The sequence below is a fragment of the Janthinobacterium saanense genome (assembly GCF_014200675.1).
Taxonomy (GTDB): domain Bacteria; phylum Pseudomonadota; class Gammaproteobacteria; order Burkholderiales; family Burkholderiaceae_D; genus Janthinobacterium.
In genome coordinates, this window is sequence record NZ_JACHCI010000004.1 from 10,051 (window position 1) to 35,983 (window position 25,933).

At 60.2% G+C, this 25,933-nt stretch carries 13 protein-coding genes and 1 pseudogene; 11 read left to right on the forward strand and 3 right to left on the reverse strand.

What is annotated here, in order from left to right:
- Positions 1–14 precede the first annotated feature (14 nt).
- The 11 genes and pseudogenes from HDE72_RS07125 to HDE72_RS28065 all read left to right on the forward strand — a co-directional run.
- Complete coding sequence (locus HDE72_RS07125) at positions 15–3,131, forward strand: efflux RND transporter permease subunit (RefSeq protein WP_183738379.1); 3,117 nt, start codon at positions 15–17, stop codon at positions 3,129–3,131.
- Positions 3,128–6,328: an efflux RND transporter permease subunit gene (locus HDE72_RS07130; protein WP_183738381.1), complete on the forward strand. Its 3,201-nt coding sequence runs from the start codon at positions 3,128–3,130 to the stop codon at positions 6,326–6,328. Before HDE72_RS07125 ends, HDE72_RS07130 begins: the two co-directional genes overlap by 4 nt.
- Positions 6,325–7,794 (forward strand): efflux transporter outer membrane subunit, encoded by a 1,470-nt coding sequence (locus HDE72_RS07135; RefSeq protein ID WP_183738383.1) that lies wholly within the window; start codon positions 6,325–6,327, stop codon positions 7,792–7,794. Before HDE72_RS07130 ends, HDE72_RS07135 begins: the two co-directional genes overlap by 4 nt.
- A 148-nt stretch (positions 7,795–7,942) precedes the next feature.
- Positions 7,943–10,537, forward strand: a complete 2,595-nt coding sequence (locus HDE72_RS07140) for a chemotaxis protein CheB (RefSeq protein ID WP_183738385.1) — start codon at positions 7,943–7,945, stop codon at positions 10,535–10,537.
- A complete protein-coding gene (locus HDE72_RS27960; RefSeq protein WP_311735217.1) occupies positions 10,534–12,648 on the forward strand; it encodes a sensor histidine kinase in 2,115 nt (704 codons plus the stop codon). Before HDE72_RS07140 ends, HDE72_RS27960 begins: the two co-directional genes overlap by 4 nt.
- A gap of 83 nt (positions 12,649–12,731) precedes the next feature.
- On the forward strand, positions 12,732–14,903 hold the full coding sequence (locus HDE72_RS07150) for a S46 family peptidase (protein WP_183738387.1): 2,172 nt from the start codon (positions 12,732–12,734) through the stop codon (positions 14,901–14,903).
- A gap of 152 nt (positions 14,904–15,055) precedes the next feature.
- Complete coding sequence (locus HDE72_RS07155) at positions 15,056–17,551, forward strand: type VI secretion system Vgr family protein (RefSeq protein ID WP_183738389.1); 2,496 nt, start codon at positions 15,056–15,058, stop codon at positions 17,549–17,551.
- Between the two features lie 30 nt (positions 17,552–17,581).
- A complete protein-coding gene (locus HDE72_RS07160) occupies positions 17,582–17,830 on the forward strand; it encodes a hypothetical protein (protein ID WP_183738391.1) in 249 nt (82 codons plus the stop codon).
- Positions 17,831–17,851: 21 nt separating this feature from the next.
- Positions 17,852–19,909: a phospholipase D-like domain-containing protein gene (locus HDE72_RS07165; RefSeq protein ID WP_183738393.1), complete on the forward strand. Its 2,058-nt coding sequence runs from the start codon at positions 17,852–17,854 to the stop codon at positions 19,907–19,909.
- Between the two features lie 2 nt (positions 19,910–19,911).
- Positions 19,912–21,504, forward strand: a complete 1,593-nt coding sequence (locus HDE72_RS07170; RefSeq protein WP_183738395.1) for a tetratricopeptide repeat protein — start codon at positions 19,912–19,914, stop codon at positions 21,502–21,504.
- A gap of 236 nt (positions 21,505–21,740) precedes the next feature.
- Positions 21,741–21,893: pseudogene (locus HDE72_RS28065) on the forward strand (S46 family peptidase); the annotation flags it as partial.
- 124 nt (positions 21,894–22,017) lie between these two features.
- Here HDE72_RS28065 and HDE72_RS07180 read toward each other — a convergent pair.
- Genes HDE72_RS07180 through HDE72_RS07190 form a run of 3 tightly spaced genes read right to left on the reverse strand, consistent with a single transcriptional unit; the run spans position 22,018 to position 25,311 of the window.
- Positions 22,018–23,481, reverse strand: coding sequence for an ATPase domain-containing protein (locus tag HDE72_RS07180; protein WP_183738400.1), 1,464 nt, complete (start codon positions 23,479–23,481; stop codon positions 22,018–22,020).
- Positions 23,471–23,878, reverse strand: coding sequence for a hypothetical protein (locus tag HDE72_RS07185; protein ID WP_183738402.1), 408 nt, complete (start codon positions 23,876–23,878; stop codon positions 23,471–23,473). The genes HDE72_RS07180 and HDE72_RS07185 overlap by 11 nt, the downstream gene beginning before the upstream one ends.
- A gap of 59 nt (positions 23,879–23,937) precedes the next feature.
- Entirely contained in the window at positions 23,938–25,311 is a 1,374-nt protein-coding gene (locus HDE72_RS07190) for a hybrid sensor histidine kinase/response regulator (protein ID WP_183738404.1), read from the reverse strand.
- Between the last annotated feature and the right edge of the window lie 622 nt (positions 25,312–25,933).

Genomic DNA, 25,933 nt, shown 5'->3' on the forward strand with positions numbered 1-25,933 from the left:
AAAGGGCTGGCACGATGAGTCCATCCGCACCGTTTATCAAGCGCCCGGTCGCCACGGCGCTGCTGATGCTGGCCATCGTGCTGGCGGGGCTGGTGGGCTTCAAGTTCCTGCCGCTGGCGGCCTTGCCGCAAGTGGACTTCCCCACCATCCAGGTACAGACCTTGTATCCGGGCGCCAGCCCCGAAGTCATGGGGCAAACCGTGACAGCGCCGCTGGAACGCCAGTTCGGCCAGATGGCGGGTTTGCAGCGCATGAGTTCGACCAGCGCTGCCGGCGTTTCCATCATCACGCTGCAATTCACGCTGGGCCAGACGCTGGACGTGGCCGAGCAGGAAGTGCAGGCGGCCATCAACGCGGGCGGCTCGCTGCTGCCGACCGATTTGCCGGCGCCGCCAGTTTACGCCAAGATCAATCCGGCCGATGCGCCCGTGATGACCCTGGCGATTACGTCCGACACCATGCCGCTGACGCAGGTGCAAAACATCGTCAACACGCGATTGGCGCTGAAGATCAGCCAGGTGACCGGCGTGGGCCTGGTGTCGCTGTCCGGCGGCCAGCGTCCTGCGGTGCGCATCCAGGGCGATACCAAATTGCTCGCGTCGTATGGCCTGGGCCTCGACAGCCTGCGCACGGCCATTACCGCCGCCAACGTGAATAGCGCCAAGGGCAGTTTCGACGGTCCCACGCGCTCGTTTACGATCAACGCCAACGACCAGCTGGTCACGGCGCAAGACTATAAAAGCCTGATCGTCAGCTATAAAAACGGCGCACCGGTGCGCCTGTCCGATGTCGCCAACGTGGTCGACAGCGCGGAAAATACGCGTCTGGGCGCCTGGTCGGGCAAGCAGCCCGCCATCATCCTGAATGTGCAGCGCCAGCCTGGCGCCAACGTCATCAAGACGGTAGATGCCATCAAGGCGCTCTTGCCTGAACTGCAGGCGAGCCTGCCGACGGCCATGAAACTCGACGTGCTGAGCGACCGCACCACGGGCATCCGCGCTTCGGTGGAACACGTGGAAATGGAATTGCTGTTGTCGGTGCTGCTGGTGGTGCTGGTGATTTTCGCCTTCTTGCACAGCCTGCGCGCCACCGTGATCGCCAGCCTGTCCGTGCCGATCTCCTTGATCGGCGCCTGCGGCATCATGTATTTGCTGGGCTACAGCCTGAACAACCTGTCCTTGATGGCGCTGACGATCGCCACCGGCTTCGTCGTCGATGACGCCATCGTGATGATCGAAAATATCGCGCGCTACATCGAAGAGGGTGAAACGCCGATGGCCGCCGCCCTGAAAGGCGCCTCGCAGATCGGCTTTACCATCATTTCGCTGACGGTCTCGCTGATCGCCGTGCTCATCCCGCTGCTGTTCATGGGCGACGTGGTGGGACGTTTGTTCCGCGAATTTGCCATGACCCTGGCCATCACGATCCTGATTTCCGCCGTGGTCTCGCTGACCCTGGTGCCGATGATGTCGGCGCGCTGGCTGAAAAGCCACGCCGATGAAAAAGTCAGCGCCATGGGCCACCGCATCCAGGTCTTCTTTGACAAGGTCATCGCGCAGTACGACGTGGCTCTGGTCTGGGTCCTGAAACGCCAGGGCCTGACCCTGCTGGTGGCTCTGGCTACCATGGGGCTGACGGTGCTGCTGTATATCACGATTCCGAAAGGCCTGTTTCCTACCCAGGATACGGGGCAGCTGCAGGCGCGCATCGAAACGGCGCAAGCCGTGTCGTATGAACGCATGGCGGCCTTGCAGCAGGCAGCAGCGGCCGCGGTGCTGGCCGATCCGGCCGTCGATACCCTGAGTTCGCTGGTGGGCGTCGATGCCGCCAACAACACCATGCTGCACACGGGTAGCATGCTGATCAACCTGAAGCGCTCGCGCAGCGGCAGCCAGGAAGAGATCATGGAGCGCCTGCGCGAACGCGTGTCGCACGTGGCCGGCGTGACCCTGTATTTGCAACCGACGCAAGACCTGACCATCGATGCCGAGTCGGGCCCGACGCAGTACCGCGTCTCGCTCGAAGGCGCCGATACGGCCACTGTCACGCAATGGGCTGGCAAGCTGGCGGCGCGCATGCGCGAGAAATCGCAGCTGCGCAATGTCACCACCGATGCGGGTGCCACCGGTGCCGCCGTCAGCGTGGGCATAGACCGCGACAGCGCCGCGCGCATGTCGGTCACCACCTCGACTGTGGACGATGCGCTGTACAACGCCTTCGGCCAGCGCATCATCTCGACGATTTTCACGGAAACCAATCAGTACCGCGTGATTCTCGAAGCGCAGCCGGGCATCGTCACCACGCCGTCGGACCTGGGCGACCTGCAAGTGCGCACCGGTTCGGGCAAGTCCACGCCGCTGTCTGCGTTTGCCAGTATCGTGGAAAAACAGGCGCCGCTGCAAATCACCCACGTGGCGCAGTATCCGGCCACCACCATGGGCTTCGATACGGCCCACGGCGTGGCGCTCGGCAGCGCCGTCGATGCGATTCGCCAGGCAGCCAAGGATATCGCCTTGCCGCCATCGGTCAGCCTGACCTTCCTGGGCGCGGCCGGCGCCTATGAAAAATCGCTGTCGAACCAGCTGTGGCTGATTCTGGCCGCGGTGGTCTGCGTCTACATCGTGCTGGGCGTGCTGTATGAAAGCTATATCCACCCGCTGACGATTCTGTCGACCCTGCCGTCGGCCGGCGTGGGCGCCTTGCTGGCGCTGATGCTGAGCGGGCAGGACCTGGGCGTGATCGGCATCATCGGCATCATCCTCCTGATCGGTATCGTCAAGAAGAACGCCATCATGATGATCGACTTTGCCATCGAGGCCGAGCGCGACCAGGGCAAGAGCCCGCAGGAAGCGATCCACCAGGCGGCGCTGCTGCGCTTCCGTCCGATCCTGATGACGACCCTGGCAGCCTTGTTTGCTGCCGTGCCGCTGATGCTGGGCTGGGGCGAGGGCGCCGAGTTGCGCCGTCCGCTGGGCATGGCCATCTTTGGTGGCCTGATCGTCAGCCAGGTGCTGACGCTGTTTACCACGCCGGTGATTTACCTGGCCTTCGACCGCCTGGGCCGCCGCTTTGGCAGTACCACTGGCGCCAGCGTGAATCTGGATAAAACGGATGCGGGGAGCGCTGCGTGAACCTGTCTTCACCGTTCGTCAAACGGCCCATCGCCACCGTGCTGCTGACCATCGGCATCGCGCTGGCGGGCATCGGTGCGTTTTTCGTGCTGCCCGTCTCGCCGCTGCCGCAGGTTGACTACCCGACCATTTCCGTCAGCGCCAACTTGCCGGGCGCCAGTCCGGAAACCATGGCCACTTCGGTGGCCACGCCGCTGGAGCGGCGCCTGGGCGTGATCTCGGGCGTCAATGAAATGACGTCGTCGTCCAGCACCGGTTCGGCCCGCATCAGCCTGCAGTTCGACCTGACCCGCAATATCGACGCCGCCGCGCGCGAAGTGCAGGCGGCCATTTCCGCCTCGCGCGTGGACTTGCCAGCCACCTTGCGCAGCAACCCGACCTATAACAAGGCCAATCCATCGGATGCGCCCGTGATCATCCTGGCGCTGACGTCGAAAACACGTTCGCCTGGCCAGATCTACGACGCCGTGTCTAACCTGGTGCAGCAGAAGGTAGCCCAGGTCAAGGGCGTGGGCGACGTGGAGCTGGGCGGCGGCTCGCTGCCGGCCGTGCGCGTGGAACTGCTGCCGTTCCAGCTCAATCATTATTCCGTGTCGATGGACGACGTGCGGGCCGCCTTGCAGGCGACCAACGCCAATCGTCCAAAAGGAGCGATTACCGGCAATGACCGCAGCCTGCAAATCTATTCGGGCGCCAGCACGGCCTCGGGTGGACGCAGCGCGGCCGATTACCGCAGCCTGGTGGTGGCCTGGCGCGACGGCGCCGCCATCCGTCTCGACGACGTGGCCGATGTCGTCGATGGGGTGGAAAACACCAATACCCTGGGCCTGTTCAATGGCCAGCCGGCCGTGATCGTGCTGATCACGCGCCAGCCTGGCGCCAACGTGATCGCTACCGTCGACGGCGTGCGCGCACTGCTGCCGCAGCTGCAGGCGCAACTGCCGGGCGACATCAAGCTGCAGGTGGCGTCGGACAGCACCAATTCCATCCGCGCTTCCCTGCACGAGATCGAATTCACCCTGCTGATCTCCATCGTGCTGGTGGTGCTGGTGGTGAGTGCCTTTTTGCGCAGCGTGCGCGCCACCATCATCCCGGCGGTGGCGACCATCGTTTCGCTGCTCGGTACTTTCGGCGTGATGTATATGCTGGGCTTCAGCCTGAACAATCTGTCGCTGATGGCGCTCACGGTGGCCACTGGCTTTGTGGTCGATGACGCCATCGTGGTGCTGGAAAACACCCAGCGCCATATCGAGGCGGGCATGGACCGCTTCAAGGCGGCCCTGCTGGGTGCGCGCGAAGTCGGTTTTACGGTGCTGTCGATCAGCCTGTCGCTGGTGGCCGTCTTCATTCCGCTGCTGTTCATGGGTGGCCAGGTGGGGCGTCTGTTCCGCGAATTCGCCGTGACCCTGTCGGCCGCCGTGATGATTTCCCTGGTGATTTCCCTGACCACCACGCCGATGATGTGCGCCTGGCTGCTGAAGAATGACGAACAGCACAAGCAGCCGGGCAAGCTGGCGCAGTGGTTCGAGCGCGGCTTCCAGCGCATGCTGACGATCTACGAGCATTGCCTGGACTGGGCCTTGTCCAGCGCGCCGCTGGTGATGGCCATCCTGGTGTTTGTGGTGGGCTTGAACGTGTATCTGTTCGCGGCCGCACCGAAGGGCTTTTTCCCGCAGCAGGATACGGGCCAGATCAGCGGCGGCATGCGCGCCGACCAGAGCATCTCCTTCCAGGCCATGCAGGGCAAGTTGCGTGAACTGGTCAACATCATCAAGGAAGATCCGGCCGTGGCCACCGTGGTCGGGTTTACCGGCGGCGGCAGGGCAGGCGGCGGCTTCATGTTCATCGACCTGAAACCCGTGGGCCAGCGCACCGACAAGGGGCAAGCCGTGATCGCGCGCCTGCGTCCGCAACTGGCCAAGGTGACGGGCGTTTCCCTGTTCCTCAATCCGGTGCAGGATTTGCGCATGGGTGGCCGTTCATCGAACTCCACCTACCAGTACACCCTGATCAGCGATAACCAGGCCGACCTGAAAAAATGGGCGGCCAAGCTGGCCGACCAGATGAAGATGCAGCCGTCGCTGATCGACGTGGACACGGACCAGGCGGAAAATGGCGTGGAAACCTATGTCCATATCGACAAGGACCGCGCCACCGAACTGGGGGTGCAGGTGCGCGATATCGACAATGCGCTGTACAACAGCTTTGGCCAGCGCCAGGTGGCGACCATCTACGATGAGCTGAACCAGTATCACGTGATCATGGAAGTGGCGCCCCGCTACGCGCAAAGCCCGGAAGCGCTGAGCGCCGTCTACGTGCCGGCCACTGCCGCCACGGCGGGCGCCACGGTGGCCAATATCACGGCCTCGCGCGATCCGTCCAGCGGCAATGCGCTCAGTAACACCTTGACCAGCATGGTGCCGCTGTCCTCGTTCAGCCGCTTTGCCGAAAGCTCGACGGCAACCGCCGTCAACCACCAGGGCGGCGAGCTGGCGACCACGGTATCGTTCAACCTGACCGATGGCTACACCTTGAGCGATGGCCAGGCGGCCGTGGCCCAGGCGGAAGCGGAAATCGGCATGCCGGTCAATGTGCGCGGCAGTTTCCAGGGTACGGCGAAGAGCGCCCAGGACAACAACAAGGAGCAGCCGCTATTGATTTTGGCGGCCATCGTGGTGATCTACATCGTGCTGGGCATCTTGTATGAAAGCCTGGTGCATCCGGTCACCGTGCTGTCGACACTGCCGTCGGCCGGCGTGGGCGCCGTGCTGGCGCTGCTGATGTTCCGCATGGAGTTTTCCATCATCGCCCTGATCGGCGTGTTCCTGTTGATCGGCATCGTCAAGAAAAATGCTATATTGATCATCGACTTCGCGCTGGAGGCCGAGCGTTCGCGCGGCCTGACAGCGGTGGAAGCGGTGCGCGAAGCATGCTTGCTGCGTTTCCGTCCCATCCTGATGACTACCGTCGCGGCGGCGCTTGGCGCCTTGCCGCTGGCGATAGGCTTTGGCGAGGGGTCCGAGTTACGCCAGCCTTTAGGGGTCGCCATCATCGGCGGCCTGATTGCCAGCCAGTTGTTGACATTGCTGACTACCCCGGTGGTCTACATCCTGCTCGACAAACTGCGCACGCGCAGCGCAGACGAGCAGCAATTGAGCCGCATTCCAGGGCCAGATAACCCGAGCACACAATCATGATTCAAGTAAAACAAGTCAAGTCCACCGTCCCTGCACGCCGCCTGCTGGTGCTGTTCACTGCTAGCGCGCTGGCGCTGCTGGCCGGCTGCTCCGTCAGCCCCGCTTATGAGGTACCCACTGCCGCCGTGCCGCACACCTTCAAGGAAGCGGCCGGCTGGCAGCCCGCTGCGCCGGCCGATGCGCTGGAACGCGGTCCCTGGTGGACGCTGTTTGGCGACGCGCAGCTGAACCAGCTGGCCGAGAGCATCGAGATCTCGAACCAGAACGTGGCCGAGTCCATCGCCTCGTATGAGCAGGCGCGCGCGCTGGTGCGCGAACAGCGCGCCTCGTTGTTTCCTACCGTCAACTTGACGGGCAGCGGCACGCGCTCAGGTAATGGCAGCGGCAGCGGCAGCGGCAATGGCGGTGTCGGGCAGCAAAGCTTCAGCAATGTCAGCAATAATTACCGCGCCTCCATCGGCGCCAGCTGGGAACCGGATGTGTGGGGCAAGCTGCGCGCCGGCGTGACGGGCGCGGAAGCGAGCGCTGCCGCCAGCGCAGCCGACCTGGCCTCGGCGCGATTGTCGGCCCAGGGCGAGCTGGCGATCAATTATTTTTCGCTGCGCCAGACCGATGCGCAAATCGCGCTGCTCACTTCCACCCTGGACGGCTACCAGCGCGTGCTCGACATCACGCGCAACCGTTTTAATTCGGGCATCGCCGCCAAGTCCGATCTGCTGCAGGCGCAGACGCAGCTGGCCAATGCGCAGATCGACTTGTCCGCTTCGGTGCAGCAGCGGGCCCAGCTGGAACACGCGATCGCCATCTTGCTGGGCCGCGCGCCAGCTGATTTCAGCCTGGCCGTTGCGCCGTGGAATGTTGTCGTGCCAGACGTGCCGCTGGGCGTGCCCTCGACCCTGCTGGAGCGCCGTCCCGATATCGCTGCCGCCGAACGCCGCGTGGCGCTGGCCAACGAGCAGATCGGCATTGCCCGTTCCGCCTATTACCCCAGCCTGAATCTGAGCGGCTCCTATGGCGGCGCCTCCAGCAAGCTGGGCGATTTGTTCAATGCATCGAGCAGCCTGTGGTCGCTCGGCCTGTCGGCCACGCAAACCCTGTTCGATGCGGGCGCCACCAAGGCCAGCGTGGATGCGGCCAAGGCGGGCCGTGACGCAGCCGTGGCGCGCTACCGCCAGACGGTGCTGGCCGCCTTTGGCGCCGTGGAAGACCAGTTGTCGGCCACGCGCGCGCTGGCCGAGCAGCTGGAATTGCGCAAGGTGGCGTCGAGCGCCGCCGATGAGGTGGAACAGCAGATGCTGAACCGCTACAACGCTGGCCAGGTCAGCTATACGGATGTGGTGACGGCGCAAGTGACAGCGCTGTCGGCGCGCCGCTCGCTGGTGCAGGCCCAGGCGGACCGCCAGACCACGGCCGTGGCGCTGATCCAGGCGCTGGGCGGCGGCTGGCATGTGCCGCAGGCACAGTAAGCCTGGCGTCGAAGCGGATTTTTCCTGGCGCCGCCGCTGCTCTGGCTGCGGCGCCAAATTCGCGTTTTCAGCGCGCGCTTGAGTGCTAGAATGCAAGATTATCAATCTCCAGCCTTGCGGTTTTTCCGAGCCTGGTTTCTTGCAGACGATGACAAGTAGCAACAACAACCATCTCCCCGCACTCGACGCGGCTGCCGCCGCTTTCCCCGTGGTGGCGATCGGCGCGTCGGCCGGCGGGCTCGATCCGATTGTCGCCTTCCTGGCCAATGTGCCACAGGAAAGCGGCATCGCCTATGTGGTGATCCAGCATCTCGATCCTACGCAAAAAGCCATGCTGCCCGAACTGCTGCAGCGGGCCACCAGCATTCCCGTCATGGAAATCACGCATCACAGGGAAATGCTGCCGAATCACATCTACGTGATACCGTCGAATGCGGACCTGACCCTGTTCAATGGATGCTTTGTGCTCAGCGAACCGGTGCTGCTGCGCGGGCATCGTTTACCGATCAATATCTTTTTCGAGAGCCTGGCGGCCGAATGGGGCAAATTGGCCGTGGGCGTGATCTTTTCCGGCATGGGCAGCGATGGCACGCGCGGCTTGCAGGCGATCAAGCGGGCAGGCGGCCTGACCCTGGCCCAGCATCCCGATGCGGCCAAGTTCGACATGATGCCGCAAAGCGCGATTAGCGCCGGATTGGTGGACTTGATCGATTTCCCTGACAAGATGCCTGAAAAGATCATCGCCTACCTGTTGCGCAGCAGTTTTCTGCGCGCACCGGGTAGTGGGCCTAACGGGCGTAACACGCTGCAGGAAATCGTCGCACTGCTATCCGAGCATACGGGTAACAGTTTTACTGACTACAAGATCAATACGGTGCTGCGCCGCATCGAGCGGCGCATGAGCCTGCATCAAATGGGGGCGATGGAAGAGTATGTCGTGTATTTGCGCAGCAACCCTGCGGAAATCGATTTGCTGTTCAAGGAATTGCTGATCGGCGTAACGAGTTTTTTCCGCGACCAGAAGGTGTGGGAGTACCTGAAGACCGTGGCCTTGCCGCAATTGCTGGAGGCCCATCCCGATGGGCGCGCTTTCAAGGCCTGGGTACCGGCCTGCTCCACGGGCGAGGAGGCGTATTCGCTGGCGATGGTGTTTCATGAGGTGGTGGCCAGCATCAATCCGCCGTCCAAGTATAGCCTGCAGATTTTCGCCACTGACCTGTCGGGCGACGCGATCGACCGTGCGCGCCAGGGCAGGTTTCCTGAAGCGATCAGCAGCGATGTCTCGGCTGAACGCCTGGAACGCTTTTTTATGGCTGGCAAGCGTGAATACCACGTGAAAAAAGAGATACGCAATATGATCATTTTTGCGCAGCAAAATATCATTTCGGATCCGCCCTTTACCAAGCTCGATATCCTGTGCTGCCGCAATCTGCTGATTTATCTGAACGCCAAGTTGCAGCAGCGCCTGATCCCGTTATTTCATTACGCCTTGAACCGCGATGGCCTGCTCCTGTTGGGTACCGCCGATACGCCTGGCCATTTTTCCGAATTATTTGCACCGCTGATCACGTCGAGCCGGCTGTACCGCCGGCTTGATAACCTGGCTCGTCAGCGCCTGCCCACGTATTTCCCCACCAAGGTATCATTGGTGTCGCCCCCCACACCCAGCGATACGAGAGAAGCTAGCATGCCTGGAAAGATACAATCCCATGTCGAGCAGTTATTGCTCCAGAAGTATTCACCGGCGGCAGCGCTGCTGAACCAGGATGGGGACATCTTGTACATCAATGGCCGCACGGGTGCTTTCCTGGAGCCGGCAGCCGGCAAGGCCAATTGGAATATCCATGCCATGGCGCGCGAAGGCTTGCGCTATGAATTGGCCGGCCTGATCAAGCAGGCGCTGCAAAGCGATAGCGTGGTACGCCTGAAGGGGCTGGTGGTGAAAGACCATCTTGGCCAGGCTTTGGGTGTGGATGTGAGTGCCGAGGCGCTGAGCCAGCCCGATTCCTTGCGCGGCATGGTCTTCGTGACGTTTTCCAGCACGCCGCTGGTAGCCGCGCCGCGCCGTATCCGCTCGCCCAATCCCAAGGTGCTGGAACTGGAGCAGCAGCTGACGCAGGCGCGCAATGAAATCCAGGCCGTGCGCGATGAGATGCAGACTTCGCGCGAAGAACTGAAATCGGCCAATGAGGAGTTGCAATCGACCAATGAAGAGTTGCAATCGACGAACGAGGAGCTGACCACTTCGAAGGAAGAAATGCAGTCGCTCAATGAAGAGCTCTACACGGTCAACGCCGAGCTGCAATCGAAGGTCGATGACTTGTCGCTGGTCAATAGTGACATGAAAAACCTGCTCAACAGCACGGATATCGCCACCATTTTCCTCGACAGTGCCTTGCGCATCCGCCGCTTCACGGCGCCGGCCACACAAATCTACAAGCTCATTCAAACAGATTTGCGCCGCCCCTTGAGCGATATCGTCAATGACCTTGATTACCCGGAGCTGGAAAACGATGCGCTGGAAGTCATTCGTAGCCTGGTGTTTTCTGAGAAACATGTATCGACCAAGACGGGGCGCTGGTACGACGTACGCATCATGCCGTACCGCACCATCGAAAATGTGATCGACGGCGTGATCGTGACCTTTATTAACATCACGGAATCGAAGCTGCTGGAAGCGCAGCTGCGGCAGATGCAGTCCGATTTCGTCACGGCTGGAGACGCGGGCGAGAGCGTTTCATGAACGACGCATTCGACAACGGGATCAACCCCACGAAGTTGCGAGAGCAGGCCGAGCAATTGGCCGCGGAGCAACTGGTGTCCGTGGCGTTATCGTTGTCGAATGAAGAGATGATGCGCCAGCTGCATGAGTTGCAAGTAAACCAGATCGAGCTGGAAATGCAGAATGTGGCATTGGCCGAACTGGAGCAGCTGAAAAATGCATTTGAAATCAGCCGCGACCTTTATTCCCAGCTGTATGAGCAGGCGCCCGTCAGCTATTTCTCGCTGAGCCGCAAAGGCGTGATCACGCGCGTCAACGTGGCCGCTTGCGGCTTGTTGCAGCGCGACAAGGAGCAAATGCTGGCGCGGCCTTTCGAGCAATTTATCGCGCCCCAGGCGCAAGGTGCGTTCCGGCGTTTCCTCGACGCCGTTTTCGACAGTGGCGTGCGGCAAGTGCTGGAAGCACCGCTGTTCCAGAATGCGCCTGCCGACGGTGGCGTGGTGCGCATCGAGGCCAATGTCGACCGGGCCACAGCCACCGCGCGCATGCTGGTGACGGACCTGGGCGACGGGCTGGCGCGTGACTCGGCCTTGCGGCGCGCCTTTGTGATCCTCGACACCATCCGCGAGGGCGTGATGGTGACTGATAGCAGCAACCGCATCATTTCCGTCAACCCCGCTTTTACCAGCATCACTGGCTACCTGGCCGAAGAAGCCATCGGGCGCGATCCGTCCTTCCTGGGCGGAGGCACGCATCCGCGCCAGTTTTATGCGGCCATGTGGGAAAGCCTGAAGCAGGAGGGCAGCTGGTTTGGCGAACTGGTCAATCGGCGCAAGAATGGCGAGCGCTTCGTCGAATCGCTGTCGATCACGCCGATGCGCACGCCCGATGGGGCGACTAGCCACTTTGTGGGCGTGTTTTCCGATATTACCGAGCGCAAGCTGGCCGAGGCGGCCGTACGTGAACTGCACCGCGAACTCGACCAGCGCGTGGTCGACCGTACCGCCGAGCTGGTGCGGGCCAATCAGCACTTGCAGATGGAAGTGCACCAGCGCGAACAGGCGCAAGTGGCCTTGCGCGATGCGGAACGTTTTTTTCATTCCACCATCGATTCGCTGACGGACCGCGTGCTGGTGCTCGATGAGGCGGGAGAAATCGTGCATGCCAACCAGGCGTGCATGGCGTTTACCGGACATGCCGCCAGCGAGATGCAGTATCTGCAGTTTTGCGAAACAGATACGCGCTGGCAGCGGAAGGCGGGACAGGAACTGGCCACCGGCATACGCGCCGTGATCGCCGGCCGTGCCGATAGCTTCGCGCTCGAATATGAATTCACCACGCCAGCCGGCGCGCGCTGGTCGCAGGCCAGGGTCAGCCGTTTCCTGGGAGAAGGGCCGTTGCGGGTGGTGGTGGCGCACAGCGATATCACCGAGCGCAAGCTGATGGATGGCGCGCTGCGCCAGTCGCATGCCCAGCTGCGCCAGTTGGCGCTGCACCTGGAAACGGCCAAGGAAGACGAGCGCAAGCGTATTTCACGCGATATCCACGATGAGCTGGGACAAAACCTGCTGGCCCTGCGCATCGATATTTCCATGCTCAGCGCGCGCACGGAAGGCTCGCATCCGCGCCTGCATGGCCGCGTCGGTTCCGTGCTCAGCAATGTCGACACCACCATCAAGAGCGTGCGCGGCATCATGAATGAATTGCGTCCGATGGCGCTGGACCTGGGCTTGCAGGCCGCCATCGAATGGCAGGTGGGCGATTTCCGCAAGCGCAGCGGCATTGCCTGCCAGCTGAGTATCGGCGACGAAGCGCTGTTTGCCGCCATCGGCAGCCAAGTTGAAATCGTGCTGTTCCGCATCGTGCAGGAAGCGCTCAGCAACGTCATGCGCCATTCCCAGGCCAGCGCGGTCGAGCTTGAGCTCAGCTTTGACGCCTGGGCCATCCATGTGGTGATCAGTGACAACGGCGTCGGCATCACGCCGCAGCAGCAGCGCAAGAGCCAGTGCTTCGGCCTGATCGGTATTTCCGAGCGGGTCACGGCGCTGGGCGGGCAGTTCGTGATCGGTGCGCCGGCCTCGGGCAGCGGTTGCCGATTGTCGCTGCAGATCCCGCTGCGGCCGCCAGCGTGATCGTGACGAGCTGAAAATTGTCGTGGGAGAAATTTTTGGCTGCCCTGGCAAGGCGGGACAGGCTATACTTTCGCCTGCTTTTTATGGAGGGGCATATTTTGTTGACAAAATTAGTATTACCAGTCGTCCTGATGGGCGCGTTCGCCAGCGCACACGCTGACGAAGGACAGTGGCAACCATATCAGCTGCCGCAGCTGAAAGCCGAATTGAAGCGCGTGGGCATCGAGATCCCCGCTGAAAAACTGGCTGACCTGAGCAAGCATCCGATGAGCGCCATCGTGTCGCTGGGCGGCTGCTCGGCGTCCTTCGTGTCCGATGCCGGCCTGGTGGTGACGAACCACCATTGCGCGTACGGCGCCATCCAGCGCAATTCCACGCCTGAACACAATTACATCACCAACGGCTTTTTGGCCAAGACCCGCGCCGAAGAGCTGCCGGGCGGTCCGAACAGCCTGGTCTACGTGACCGACAAGGTGGAAAATGTCAGCGACCGCGTGCTAAAAGGCTTGACGGCGAACATGACGGGTAGCGCCCGCCACGAAGCCGTGGAAAAGCGCATCAAGGCCTTGATCGCCGAATGCGAAACGGACAAGATGTACCGCTGTTCCGTGCCAGCCTTTCACCGTGGCCTGGAATACTACCGCATCCGCCAGATGATGATACGCGACGTGCGCCTGGTGTACGCGCCATCGGACAAGATCGGCAACTTCGGCGGCGATATCGACAACTACGAATGGCCGCGCCACACGGGCGACTATTCCTTCCTGCGCGCCTACGTGGGCAAGGATGGCCGTCCGGCCGACCCATCGCCGGACAACGTGCCCTACAAATCGAAAGACTTCCTGGTGGTCTCGGCGGAAGGCATCAAGGTGGGCGACGGTATCTTGCTGGCGGGCTACCCCGGCCGCACCAGCCGCTACAAGCTGTCGGCGGAAATCCGTGAAGCGCGCGATTCGGCCTTCCCTTTGAAAGTAGCCGAACTGCAAGCCGACCTGGCCGTGATGGCTGACGCCACTGCCGGTGATGAAGCGGCTGCCGTGCGTTACGCCAGCGTAGTGAAAAGCATCAACAACGTGCTGAAGAAAACCCAGGGTTTGCTCGACGGTTTTGCGCGCAAGGACATCGCCGCCATCAAGGACGTGCAGGACGCCGAGTTCCGCGCCTGGTACGCCAAACAGCCGAATGTGTCGAACACCATGCTGGCCGAACTGGACGCGGCGATCGCCAACGACATGGCGCTCAGCGACGAAGAGTTTGCCTGGTCGGTGGCCACCAATAGCGACTTGCTGAAAAGCGCGCGCACCCTGTACCGTCTGGCGCAAGAGCAGCAAAAGCCGGACGCAGAACGTGAATCAGGCTACCAGCAGCGCGACCTGGCGTTCATCAAGGCCCGTTTGGCGCGTTTGGAACAGTCGTATGTGAACAAGGTTGATCAGGCGCGTTTTGAAGCCGGCCTGAAGCGTTACGCCCAGCTGGTGGCGAAGAGCCATCCGCAAGGCCTGGACGCACTGTTGCCGGCGCCCACGGCCGTTGCTGCCCTGTACCAGCAAACGCAACTGGCTGACACGGCCAAGCGCCTGGCCTGGATGGGCAAGGACGCCGCTGCGCTGCAGCAGTCGAACGATGCTTTCATCGAGCTGGCGATCAAGCTGCAAGCGGTCGCGCAAGCGCTGGAAGAGCGCCGCAAGGAAATCGACGGCAATCTGGAGCGCGTGATTCCGCAATACATGCAAGCCGTGATCGCCTGGAAAAAGTCGCAAGGCAAACCAGTCTATCCTGACGCCAACTCGACCCTGCGCGTCACCTACGGCACCGTAGCGTCATACTCGCCACGCGACGGCATCACCAAGGGCCCGTTCACGACCGTGGAAGGCATCGTCGAGAAAGTCACCGGCAAGGCACCGTTCGAAGCGCCGCAAGCGCTGATCGACGCCGTCAAGGAAAAACGCTACGGCCAGTTCCGCGATCCGGTACTGGGTACGGTGCCCGTCAACTTCCTGACCAGCGCCGACACCACGGGTGGCAATTCCGGTTCGGCCGTGATGAACAAGCGTGGCGAACTGATCGGCCTGAACTTCGATTCGACCTATGAATCGATCACCAAGGACTGGTACTTCGACACGGCCATTACGCGCGCCATCCACCTGGACATCCGCTACATGCTGTGGGTGATGAAGGAAGTGGACCATGCAGATAACTTGCTCAAGGAAATGACGATCAAGTATCCGAAGCCTGCGACGGCGGCGAAGAAGTAATCTTTCTAGCTGGTTCTCGCATGTTGAAAGCCGCATCCGCCGCAGGGCCGATGCGGCTTTTTTGCGCATGGCCAACTAGTTTGAGTCCCATCAATATGCCAGCCTCCACCATGGTTAGCATGGTCTAGCGAAACAAATCCGAAGGAGGCAATATGGACGATGGCGAGCCGGCAGCCGATCTTGCACGGCTTTTCGCAAGCGGCCAGCGAGTCCAGGAAAGCCGCTTGCTGCGCATGGATTTTCCGCGCGACGATGGTCCGCCCGATACCGCGCTGCTGGTCAGCAGCTTGCGGGCACACGAAGAAATGTCACGCGACTTCCGTTTCGACGTCGAACTGCTATCCGACAATCTCCACCTTCCCCTGACCGCAATGATGGGACGCATGGTCACGATTTCGATGGTCCGCGATGACGCCAGCTTGCGCTATTTTAATGGTTATGTCGGCGAATTTCGCTTGTTGCGCAGCGATGGCGGTTTCGCGGTCTACCAGATGGTGCTGCAACCCTGGCTGGCGTTGTCCAGGCTGCGCATGGACAACGTCTCGTTTCACGAACGCACCGTCATCGATATCAGCGAAACGACCTTCGCGCATTATGTGCAACGCGACTGGCAAAACCGGCTGCATGAGGAAGTCGCGATATTAAGCTGCGCCAACCAGCATAATGAAACCGATTACAACCATCTGCACCGGCGCTGGGAAGTCCAGGGCATCCACTACTGGTATGAACATCGCGCCGACGGTCATACGCTCTGTCTGGGCGACAATACCTGGCTGAGCGACAGCATCGACCCAGGCGACCCCCATGCCGGCGCAGGCGACGAGATGGTGTTTCGCAGCGGTGCGGGCTCGCAGGAGGACGACGGCATACGCGATTGGCAGGCAATACGGAAGATCGCCTCAGGCTCGCTCACGCTGGCCAGCTTCAACTACAAGCATCCTTACGCCAGCCGCGCCAGCGGCCATGCACTGCACCAGCAGGGCGATGTGTTTGCCCATGAACTGTATCAAAATACCGGCTATGGCTACGCCGGCATGGACGATGGCGAAGCGCTGGCGCAACGCCGCCTGGAAGAGCATAACGGCCAGGCGCAATACTTCGACGCTGGCGGTAATCACCGCTGCGCCCAGGCCGGGCGCAGTTTTACGCTGGGCGGCCACTTCAGCGGCACGCAGCCCATGCCGGCCAAAGGTGAAGCGGCGCGCCCGGACATCCGCTCGCGCGAATACCTGATCCTGTCGGTCGATCATATCGCCAGCAACAATTACCAGGCAGGCACGGGCGCGAAGTCGCATTATGAAAACCGTTTTAGCTGCATCCGCAAGAGCATCCGCTGGTATCCGGGGCGGCAGTTCAACAGCACGCCTTGTGCGTTGCCCGGCGTGCAGACCGCGATTGTCACCGGACCGGCAGGCGAAACCATCCATACCGACGCGCTGGGCCGGGTGAAGGTGCAATTCCACTGGGACCGGCTGGGCAAGTTCGACGAGGGCAGTTCGCCATGGATCAGTGTCATGACGCCATGGGCGGGCCAGGCGTTCGGCCAGATCGCGTTGCCGCGCATCGGCCAGGAAGTGCTGATCCAGTTTCTCGACGGCAATATCGACCGTCCCGTCATTGTCGGCGCGGTGTACAACGGCAACCATGCGCCGCCGTGGAATTTGCCGGCGCAACACATGCTGGGCGGCTGGCGCAGCGCCGAGCTGATGCCTGGTGGCGGCTACGGCGTGCGCGGCAACCAGCTGGTGCTAGACGATACGCACCAGCGCATCCAGGCGCAGCTGAACAGCGATCATCAGCATAGCCAATTGTCGCTTGGCTGCATCAGCCGCATCGAAGACGCCAGCGGGCGCAAGGATGCGCGAGGCGAGGGCTGGGAACTGGCGTCGGATGCCTGGGGCGTGGCGCGCGCCGGGCGCGGCATGTTGCTGACCACCGAAGCGCGCACTGGCGCCGCCTCGCATATCAAGAGCATGGATGAAACCTTGCGCCGGTTGGCCGAGGCTGCTGAACGGCACAAGGCGCTTGCCGCCCTGGCGCAGCATCATGGCGCGCAAGAAAGCGCGGCCCAGCAGGGCGCCGCCGCCGATGTATTGCAAGCCCAGCATGCGGCGATCAAGGGCGCCGCTGGTGGTGGCGAAAACGTATTTCCGGAACTGTCAAAGCCGCATCTGGTGCTGGCCAGCCCGGCCGGCATTGAAACGACGACCGCGCAATCGACGCATATCGCCAGCGCCGAGGATACCGCCTTGACCGCCGGGCGCAACCTCTCGCTGGCGGCCAGCGGCGGACTGTTCGCCAGCATAGGCGCAGCGCTGCGCCTGTTCGTCCACAAGGCCGGCATGAAGCTGATCGCCGCAGCTGGCCCGGTGCAGATCGCGGCGCAAACCGATGCGGTCGAGATCGTCGCCAATAAAGTGCTGGAGCTGATCAGCCAGGCCGACTGGGTGAATATTCGTGGCCGCAAAGGCGTGCGCCTGCATGGCGCTAATTGCATGCTTGAAATTGGCGACAAGGTGCAGTTTTTTACCGCCTCGCCAACGCTGTTTCATGGAAACCTCGAAACACTGGCGCCGAAAAACCGGCCGCAACCGGAGATGGAACCGCCTATCGCACCGGTAGCGGGGCAATTGCAGCATACCATCTAGGCCCACGCGGACGGCGGTCAGTATGCCAACGTGCCGTACACGCTGTACAAGGGCGATGCCGAAGTCGAGCAGGGCCTGACCGACGAATTCGGCCGCATCCTGATCGCGCATCAGGACGGCACGCCGCGCTACCGTGTCGTCCTGGGCAATGGCGAGGAGTTTTCATTGCAGGCGAGCGCGTGCTTCAAGCCGAACGCGGCGCCGGACGGCGAACAGACGCTGTCGAACCGCGGTTTGCGCGCGCTCGACGACACCACTGACGGCCGCTGGTGGCTGTGATCCCCCTGACTGGAGAACCCCATGCCTGAATCGACCAAGCGCATCGAAACCACCCACATCGACGAAGTCAGCCGCAGCGCGACCAGTTCGCTCCAGTGGCTGCTGGAAAACCGCAACCTGAAGGGCAAGGCCACTCATCCGATTACGCACAACAATAAGCTGACGCTGTTCATTTGCGGACAGGAAGGGTTCGCCGATATCGCCGGAGAGATCGCCAAGGCTAAAAAGTCCATCGACCTGTGCTGCTGGGGTTTCGACCCGGGCATGGAACTGGTGCGCGGCAAGAGCGCCACCTGGCCGCGCGGCGTAACGTTTGGCGACTTGCTGATCGCCGCCACCACGCGGCGTCACCTTAGGGTGCGCCTGTTGATCTGGTATGACCGTATCGGTTCGCCGATGGTGCACAATATGCCGGGCCATTCGCACGGTACCTCGCCGTGGAAAAACAGTGGCCAACGCGCTGACGATATCAGCGCAAAAGGCAGCCTGGCGATGTTGCAGGACGCGGTCGCCAGAAGAGAGAGGGTCAGCGGCGGTTACAGAGCCGACAGGATCCCTCCTGAGGATGTCCCGATGCTGGCGCGTGAAGAATATTGCTACAGCTGGTATGCGGCCGCGTTCCATGGCTTGTTAGGGCGCCTGACGATTCACCTGCGGCACGGCGACAGCCATGCGATAGGCAAGAGTATCGCGACCGAAACAAGCCAGCCGCACGGCCTGACGATGGGGGAAATTGAAAAGCCTGGCATGAGCTACTTGGGCACGCATCACCAGAAGACGATCCTGATCGATTTCTCCCACGAAAAGGGATCCAAGGCCGTCGGCTATGTAATGGGCCTGAACTCGGTGACCGATTATTGGGACACGACCGCCCATCTGCTCGACGATACGCGGCGCGAACAGGGCGGCGCCAATGAGGAGCGCGAGTGCTTGCAAGGAATGGCGGCGGACGGCGGCTTTGCCACGCTCAAGCCCTATCAGGATTATGCCTGCCGCATCGACGGCGGCAAGGCGCTCATCGCGCTCTATAACAATTTCGTAAAGGCATGGGATCGCGCGATCGACGACCGCACGCATCAGGCCGCCGAGGAATGCGTGAGTTGGTATTCGTCATGTAAAAACCCGCCGGCCCAACTGTTGCGCGAGGCCGGGCCGGATGACTCCACCGTGCAGATCGTCCTGACGCAGCCCGAGGAGCAGGACAAGACCATCAAGGAAACCTACTTTCGCGCGGTGACCCAGGCCAGCCTGGCGGCCGGCTACCTGTATGTGGAAAACCAGTATTTCCAATATGAGGATTGGGCGCAGCATTTGCTTGCCGAGCGCAAGAAGGTGGTCACCGCCTGGAAGGCCGGCAGTGTCAAGGCAGGCAAGAGTCTTGAAGATATGCCGGTCATGCACGTGTTCATCGTCATTCCGGTGCCGGAACGCGCGCAGATGGTGCCGCGCACCCACGACACGCTGGCGGCACTGGGGCAGCACGATGGCATGACGGGGCAAAACACGATGATCGACGACTATAACAAGCGACCGAAAACCCGGCGTATCACGGACGAATTCGGCATCCACACCGAGGTTGAAGTCAAGTTGCCCGACGTGGTGCGGCACTCCAACGGCATCAACAAACCCGGCGCGATGACGCTCGAAAGCGAATTCGGGTTGAAGGTCTCGGTAGCCATGCTCAATGTCAGCGCGTTCGACACCGACCGCTGGCGCTACCGTGAAATCTACATCCATTCCAAATTGATGCTGGTCGACGACGTGTTCATGACCTTGGGCAGTGCCAACCTGAACCAGCGCAGCATGGCCGTCGACAGCGAAATCAATATCGCCACCGTCGACTGCCGCGTGGCCCGCGATTTGCGCAAGCGGGTATGGCGCATGCATAGCGGCGGGCTGGTCGATGGCGGGGGCGGGACGAAGGCGGAGATTGTCACTGCATTCAAAGATTGGACTAACTTGATGAAAAATAATCGCAAGAAAAAATTTGATAAATCTGAAAATGCAATTTTCAAAAAAATGAGAGGCTTTGTGCTACCGCTCGAAGACAAACGCAGTTCCACAATACGTTTGGGCTAAGCATGAAAGGTCATCAAAAATACTTTTTTTACCTGCCATTTTTCAGCTTGGCAGTTCTCTTAATTATTTCTTTAATCGCTTGCAAAATGCCTAACGACAAAGTCCTGCCACGCAACCAAAGCCTGCCACTCTTCAACCCCCATATCGTGGATTTCATCTGTGAAATCGAGGCAAGCAAGGTGCCGCCCATCGATGCGCAAGCCGAGGACTGGTTTCTCGAAGCACGCGCCCTGGAAGATCCTGAAATTTTCGTGGAAGACCGCGACTACAAGAAAATCGTCGATCTGACGCGTCAAGCGGCGGAGCGACTGCACTGGAAGGCGATGCTCAATCTGGCCAGCCTGTATGTGGAAGGGCGCGATCCCTTATATGGTAATGAAGAGGCGGTTCAATTGGTAGAAAAGGCGCTGCGGCTCGGCATACCTGCGGCATATGACCGGATGGGAACGTATTACGCGAATGGCACGGGCGTCAACGGCGATACCACCCGAGCTTATGCCTTCTGGCAAAAGGCGGCACAAATGGGAAATCCGCAAGCGCTGGGATTTTTAGGCGAGAAATTGACCGCTGGAGAGGATCATCCAAGTATCGGAATGTGGGGCAATATTCCTGTGGCGACCAAAATGCTCGAGTGCGCGCTGGCACAAGGGTATGGCCAAGCTGCATTTGATTTGCATTATTTGTATGTGGTTTTAAGATCATCAGATGGGACCGCAAATGGAGACAGTACTCCAGAAGCAAAAGCGCGTGCTTTAGAGGTATTGCATGAAGGTGTTAAATTTGGTTGTGAAGATTGTGCTAACGCATTGCAAATAGAATTTGACCACCCTTTTGATTTATCTAATATGTTTACTCCGTACATCGATAAGGCTCGTGGCGTACGATATGGAATGTTGGGTGACGCCCTCGGCTTCAACCCCAATCGCCGTTTCCCGAACCTCGATAAAATCTTGCCATTGCCACCGGCCGATCTGCCACCCTGGGATGGCCAACGAAAGAGCTTGCTTGAAGCAGCCATGGGCGTGCGCCCGCCGCCAGCGGCCCCAAATCCAGGCGCCGCTTCGCTTTCAAAAGAACCGTATTTCCTGCCCGCCGACTATGGGCTGCGCCCTGCCGGCTTGCACAGCGATGGGCCGGCTGCGCCATTTTCGGCATACTGGCAACCCGCCGCTGGGCAGGGTTTGACGGAGCCGGCCCGGCTGTTGCGCAAAGGCGAAGCGTTCCGCCATTTCAGCGTGCTCGATGCCGCTGGCAACAGCCGTTACGGCCCCGTGACGTGGGAGCAGTGCCTGACGCTACGGCACAACCATGGGGCAGTGCAGCCGCGCGCGGTGCACGGCTTGCTGCGCGAGGTGGCGCGGCCCGAGCCATGGTTGAGCTGCACTTGCGGCGAGACCTGTCCGGTCAGCGGCGTCTGGCAACCTTGGGTCTCGGCCGACCATCCGCTGCAGGCGATCGTCAATCAATACTGGCGTCAGGCGTGGCTGACCCAGGGCGCGCCGTTCCCACGACCGCGCCGCGACTGGCTGCTGGACTTGCCAGACGGCGAGGTGACGTGGCATTTGATGGATGCCTCCATTCCTGATCTTGGGTAACGCAATGCCGCAGCGATGGAGGACGTAATGGACAGGAATCAATCCAGCATGGCTGCCACCAGACGGCGTCTCGCGTCGCTTATTTTCTTGTGCTGCATTTCTTTGCTTGCCTGCAAAATACCAGACGACAAAGTCTTGCCACGCAAGCAAATCCTGCCGCTTTTCAACCCCCCCATGTCGCGGATTTCATCTGTGAAACCGAGGCAAGCAAGGTGCCACCCATCGATGCGCAAGCCGAGGACTGTTACTTCGACACGGCGATTACGCGCGCGATCCACCTCGATATCCACTACATGCCGTGAGTGATGAAGGAGGTAGACCATGCGGATAATTTGCTGCAGGAAATGACGATCAAGTATCCGAAGCCTGTTACTGCGGCGAAGAAGTAATCGCTTTATTTAGCTGGCTGAAAGCCGCATCCGAATTCGGACTGATGCGGCTTTTTTTACGCCAAATTTCTGCTGGCTGTCTGCGCACGATTATCGCCACGATGAAGCGTGGCCAAATTCGTGGCTAAATTCCTGATACGGCCGGGGAGGAAACAGGCCTGCCCGTGAGTATGCCCACGTATAGAGTCGAAGGATGCCCGATGGATATGCCATCAGATGTGATGTCAAAGAAACGAATGTCTTTACTATGGTCGCTGGCACGTACCTTGACTACCGAGATCACGCGTTTTAGCTGGCCTTCCAGCTCCACGTAGCGCTGCATGACGATGGCGTCGGCCAGGAAGGCGTTGCCGTAGGAACTGAAGCGCAACATCTCGTAGCGGTCCTCCAGCTCGGCGGTCATCAGTACGGTCACGCCCATTGCCGTCAGCACAGCTATCATGCGATACAGCGATTCGCGGAAATCGTCGCGGAACGATGGCGCCAGCGCCAGCTCGAAGCCGGACAAAGAGTCAATCACTACCCGCTTTGCCCCCATGTGCCTGATCATGACGATCAAGTCGTGCAGGATTTCGTCGATCGACAAGTCCAGTGTGCGGGTATTGATCACACCCAACTTGCCGGATTCGATCAAGGTATTGAGTTGATGGCTGAGTAGCTGGTTCGGACTCTTCTCGAACGCCGCAATCACGCCAACCTCGCCATTGCGCACGCCCTCGGCCAGGAACTGCGTCGCCAGCACCGATTTGCCAGAGCCGGATGGCCCGACCACGAGCATTGAATAGCCTGCCGGTACGCCACCGCCCATCATCTTGTCCAGTTCCAGTACACCCGTTGACAGGCGCTGTCCGCCGTCGATACTGACCCTGCTGGCAGTTGCTGTCAGCATGGCGCGCGGGAAGATATCGACGCCGCTGTCACTGATGCGGAAGGTATGTATGCCAAGTCCCTGCGCCTGGCCGCGCATCTTGACAACCTGAATCTTGCGAACCAGCGCGTCGCGGTGTACCTGCTGAGACATCCAGATGATGCCGTCAGCTACAGTAAACACCGGACTGGACTCTGCCTCCGGCGCCAGATATTCGCCGATCAGAAAGGTGGTGGCCAGCCAGCTGGTCATCTGCATGCCCAGTTGCTGGACGAAATGCTGCAGGCTGGCGGCGCCGCCATCCATACTCTGTGCCGACTGCGCCACCGAACGGAAGGAATCCACAAATACCAGGCTAGGCTGGTAATCGCGTACTTCGTCCGCGATACGCGCCAGCACCCGGTCGAAATTGCCATCGAGCAGATCGGCTGCCAGATTGACGAATTTGATCGAGTGATTGATCTTGCTTACGTCGAAGAAAGGAAACTGCTGCTGATAGCGCAGCATTTTCAGCGGTGGTTCGCCCAGTACGGTAAAGAATAGCGCGCGCCGCTCTGGCGAGGCCAGTGAAAACATGATTTGGTGCGCCATCGTGGTCTTGCCGCTGCCTGGCGTACCGGCGAGCAGGTTGAAGGAAAATTCCGGAATGCCGCCCCCCAGCAATTCATCCAGGCCTGGTACGCCTGATGCCAGGCGCTGAATGCTGACTTTATTGCTCATTGTTAATTTCCTTAGCGGCAGTGTCCGCGATGTCCTGGCTCCAGGCCGATTTCAGTAGGGCGGTGGTCAAGGGTTCGCCGATGAGTTGGATCAGCGTGTCGATGAAAGTGGTGAGCAGATCAACGGCAGCAGCACCCGCTGCTGCCGTTTCCTGGCCTTCGAGGCTAGTCTTGAGCTGCTCGAAACCAGGGTCATTGCCATCGGACAGCCAGGGATGCCGCGCCCGCACCAGATGGATGTTGCGCGCATACAGCGTGTCGAAGCCGCTACGCCCGATAATGGCGACCAGCTCGACAGCCAGCCGGTTCCACATCGCGATGGCGTCGGCTGTGATTTGTTCTGGATGGCGCATCACATTGCGCTCGATCATCTGGTACCGTTCGTCTTTAATCGCCATGTGAGTATCAGTGCAGTGAAGCGTAGGAGTGGTTGCCGCCAGAGGGCGCAAGCGGGTGCTCAGCGTACATGCAGTTCTATCAAGGCCAGCAGCACGTCGATTGCCACCGGCTTGACCAGATAGTGATCGAAGCCACTGCGAACCGCGCGGGCGCGGTCTTGTTCCTGGTTGTAGCCGGATGCCGCGACAAAAAATGGCTGCTTGCCAGGCAAGGTGGCGCGGATGCGCTCGACGACGGTAAAGCCGTCCAGCCCGGGGAGCCCGATGTCGCAGATGATCAGGTCGTAGGGATGTTTCAGCGCCAGTTCGACGGCCGTTACACCGTCGTGACACTGCCTTACCGCATGGCCAGCCAGTTTCAGTAGCATGCTCAGCGTTTCAGCGGCGTCCAGATTGTCTTCCACCAGAAGAATATTCAACGGGCGCTGGGTGGACAAAGGCGGCAATGGCAAGGTTGCCAGCTCAGTCTGCTCATCCGGGGCGATCAATGGCAGCAGTACAGTAAAGGTACTGCCAAGGCCGATGCCACTACTCAGTACCCGCACCGTACCGCCATGCATTTCTACCAGCGAGCGCACCAGTGTCAGGCCGATGCCGAGTCCTCCTTGTGCCCGGTCCAACGATTGCAAACCCTGTGTAAAGAGATCGAAGATAAACGGTTGCAGTTCGTTGGCAATACCCATGCCGTTGTCGCAGACCTTGATCTGTACCGACTTGCCCACAAGTTCAGCGCTCAGTACGATGGTTTCGTTCTCAGGCGAAAATTTGGAGGCGTTGTTGAGAAGATTGGAAAGCGCCTGCACCAGCCTTATGCGGTCGCCATCGATGTACACCGGCAATGGCGGCAATACGATCTGCAATTGTTGCTGGCGCTTGTCTATCCCTGGCTGACTAGCTTCCGCCGCCAGTCCAACGATATCGGACAGCGACAATATGGATTTATCCAGTCTGATCTTGCCGCTGCTAATGCGCGAGGCGTCGAGCAGATCATCGATCAATCGCGTCATATGGTTCATCTGGCGCTCAATGATGGCCTGAAGACGGGGCAGCTCGGGATTGTTGCCTGCAAGTTTGCCCAGCAAGGTGTTGGCGTAAGCGATGGGCTGCAGCGGATTGCGTAGTTCATGCGCCAGCATCGATAGAAAGTTGGTTTGGCGCTGCATCGATGCTTCCGCATCGGCTTGCTTGTCTTGCGCGCTGAAGGTCGCCAGCATCAGGTGTTCATTCGCCTCGCGCAACTGAATGACGTTGCTCTCCCTTGCTTGCGCGACGTCTTGTTGCCGCTGCAGATGGTCGAGCTGTATCAGTAATTGCGCAATCACGTCCCGCAGGTCCCCCAGCTCCTTGTCGTGCAAGGCTTGCCAGCGCTGGTCGTGACGGTCCGGTGGGGCAGGCGAGCCGGCTTGCCCGCCGGTTTCCGCGTTATCGTTCATGATAGGGATGGAGCATCCTCGGTGAGTCAATCGGAATACGCGGAGTAGCTGTCATGTCAACAGATGTCGACACCATACACTGCTTTGCCCGCCAGTGTAGGAATACCAGGTGTTTTCGAGGTTGAACTGCCTTCCTATCATATTGCTCAGGAAGCTGAGACCATTTCCCTTTGACTTGTTAAAGCCATCATTTGACGGTTGTCTGCAAACACGGAAGTGACAGATTGAGCCAAAAAATGTCTTTGGCATCAAGTTTATGGAATAACCCCTTTACGACCTGCCGCTGGCAAGCCGGGAAAATAACGGTTGTTATTATGCCACATCCCCTTCCAATGTCGTTACGATCATATTCTTGGACGGATCTAACTATCAACCGTGGAGTCACGTTGACGTCAACCACGAGGAATGAGCAGGCTCCCCCGAAAATGATGTTTCATCGGCCTATTTCCATACTTTACTGACGCACTTTGCTTTCTGGGAGACGCAACGATTGTGAAATTAAAACTACGCCATTACATTAATTATGGCCTGAAAGTCAATATTGCAGGATGGGTTTTCTGTATTTCACCGTATTTTTCAAATAAGTATCACCAAACTATTTTTCGGAAAAATTAAAATCCAA

Excerpts from the sequence above, each read along its gene's own strand:
- HDE72_RS07125 (WP_183738379.1), top strand. The coding sequence starts at position 15 with ATGAGTCCATCCGCACCGTTTATCAAGCGCCCGGTCGCCACGGCGCTG.
- HDE72_RS07135 (WP_183738383.1), top strand. The coding sequence starts at position 6,325 with ATGATTCAAGTAAAACAAGTCAAGTCCACCGTCCCTGCACGCCGCCTG.
- HDE72_RS07140 (WP_183738385.1), top strand. The coding sequence starts at position 7,943 with ATGACAAGTAGCAACAACAACCATCTCCCCGCACTCGACGCGGCTGCC.
- HDE72_RS27960 (WP_311735217.1), top strand. The coding sequence starts at position 10,534 with ATGAACGACGCATTCGACAACGGGATCAACCCCACGAAGTTGCGAGAG.
- HDE72_RS07150 (WP_183738387.1), top strand. The coding sequence starts at position 12,732 with ATGGAGGGGCATATTTTGTTGACAAAATTAGTATTACCAGTCGTCCTG.
- HDE72_RS07155 (WP_183738389.1), top strand. The coding sequence starts at position 15,056 with ATGGACGATGGCGAGCCGGCAGCCGATCTTGCACGGCTTTTCGCAAGC.
- HDE72_RS07165 (WP_183738393.1), top strand. The coding sequence starts at position 17,852 with ATGCCTGAATCGACCAAGCGCATCGAAACCACCCACATCGACGAAGTC.
- HDE72_RS07170 (WP_183738395.1), top strand. The coding sequence starts at position 19,912 with ATGAAAGGTCATCAAAAATACTTTTTTTACCTGCCATTTTTCAGCTTG.
- HDE72_RS07180 (WP_183738400.1), bottom strand. The coding sequence starts at position 23,481 with ATGAGCAATAAAGTCAGCATTCAGCGCCTGGCATCAGGCGTACCAGGC.
- HDE72_RS07185 (WP_183738402.1), bottom strand. The coding sequence starts at position 23,878 with ATGGCGATTAAAGACGAACGGTACCAGATGATCGAGCGCAATGTGATG.
- HDE72_RS07190 (WP_183738404.1), bottom strand. The coding sequence starts at position 25,311 with ATGAACGATAACGCGGAAACCGGCGGGCAAGCCGGCTCGCCTGCCCCA.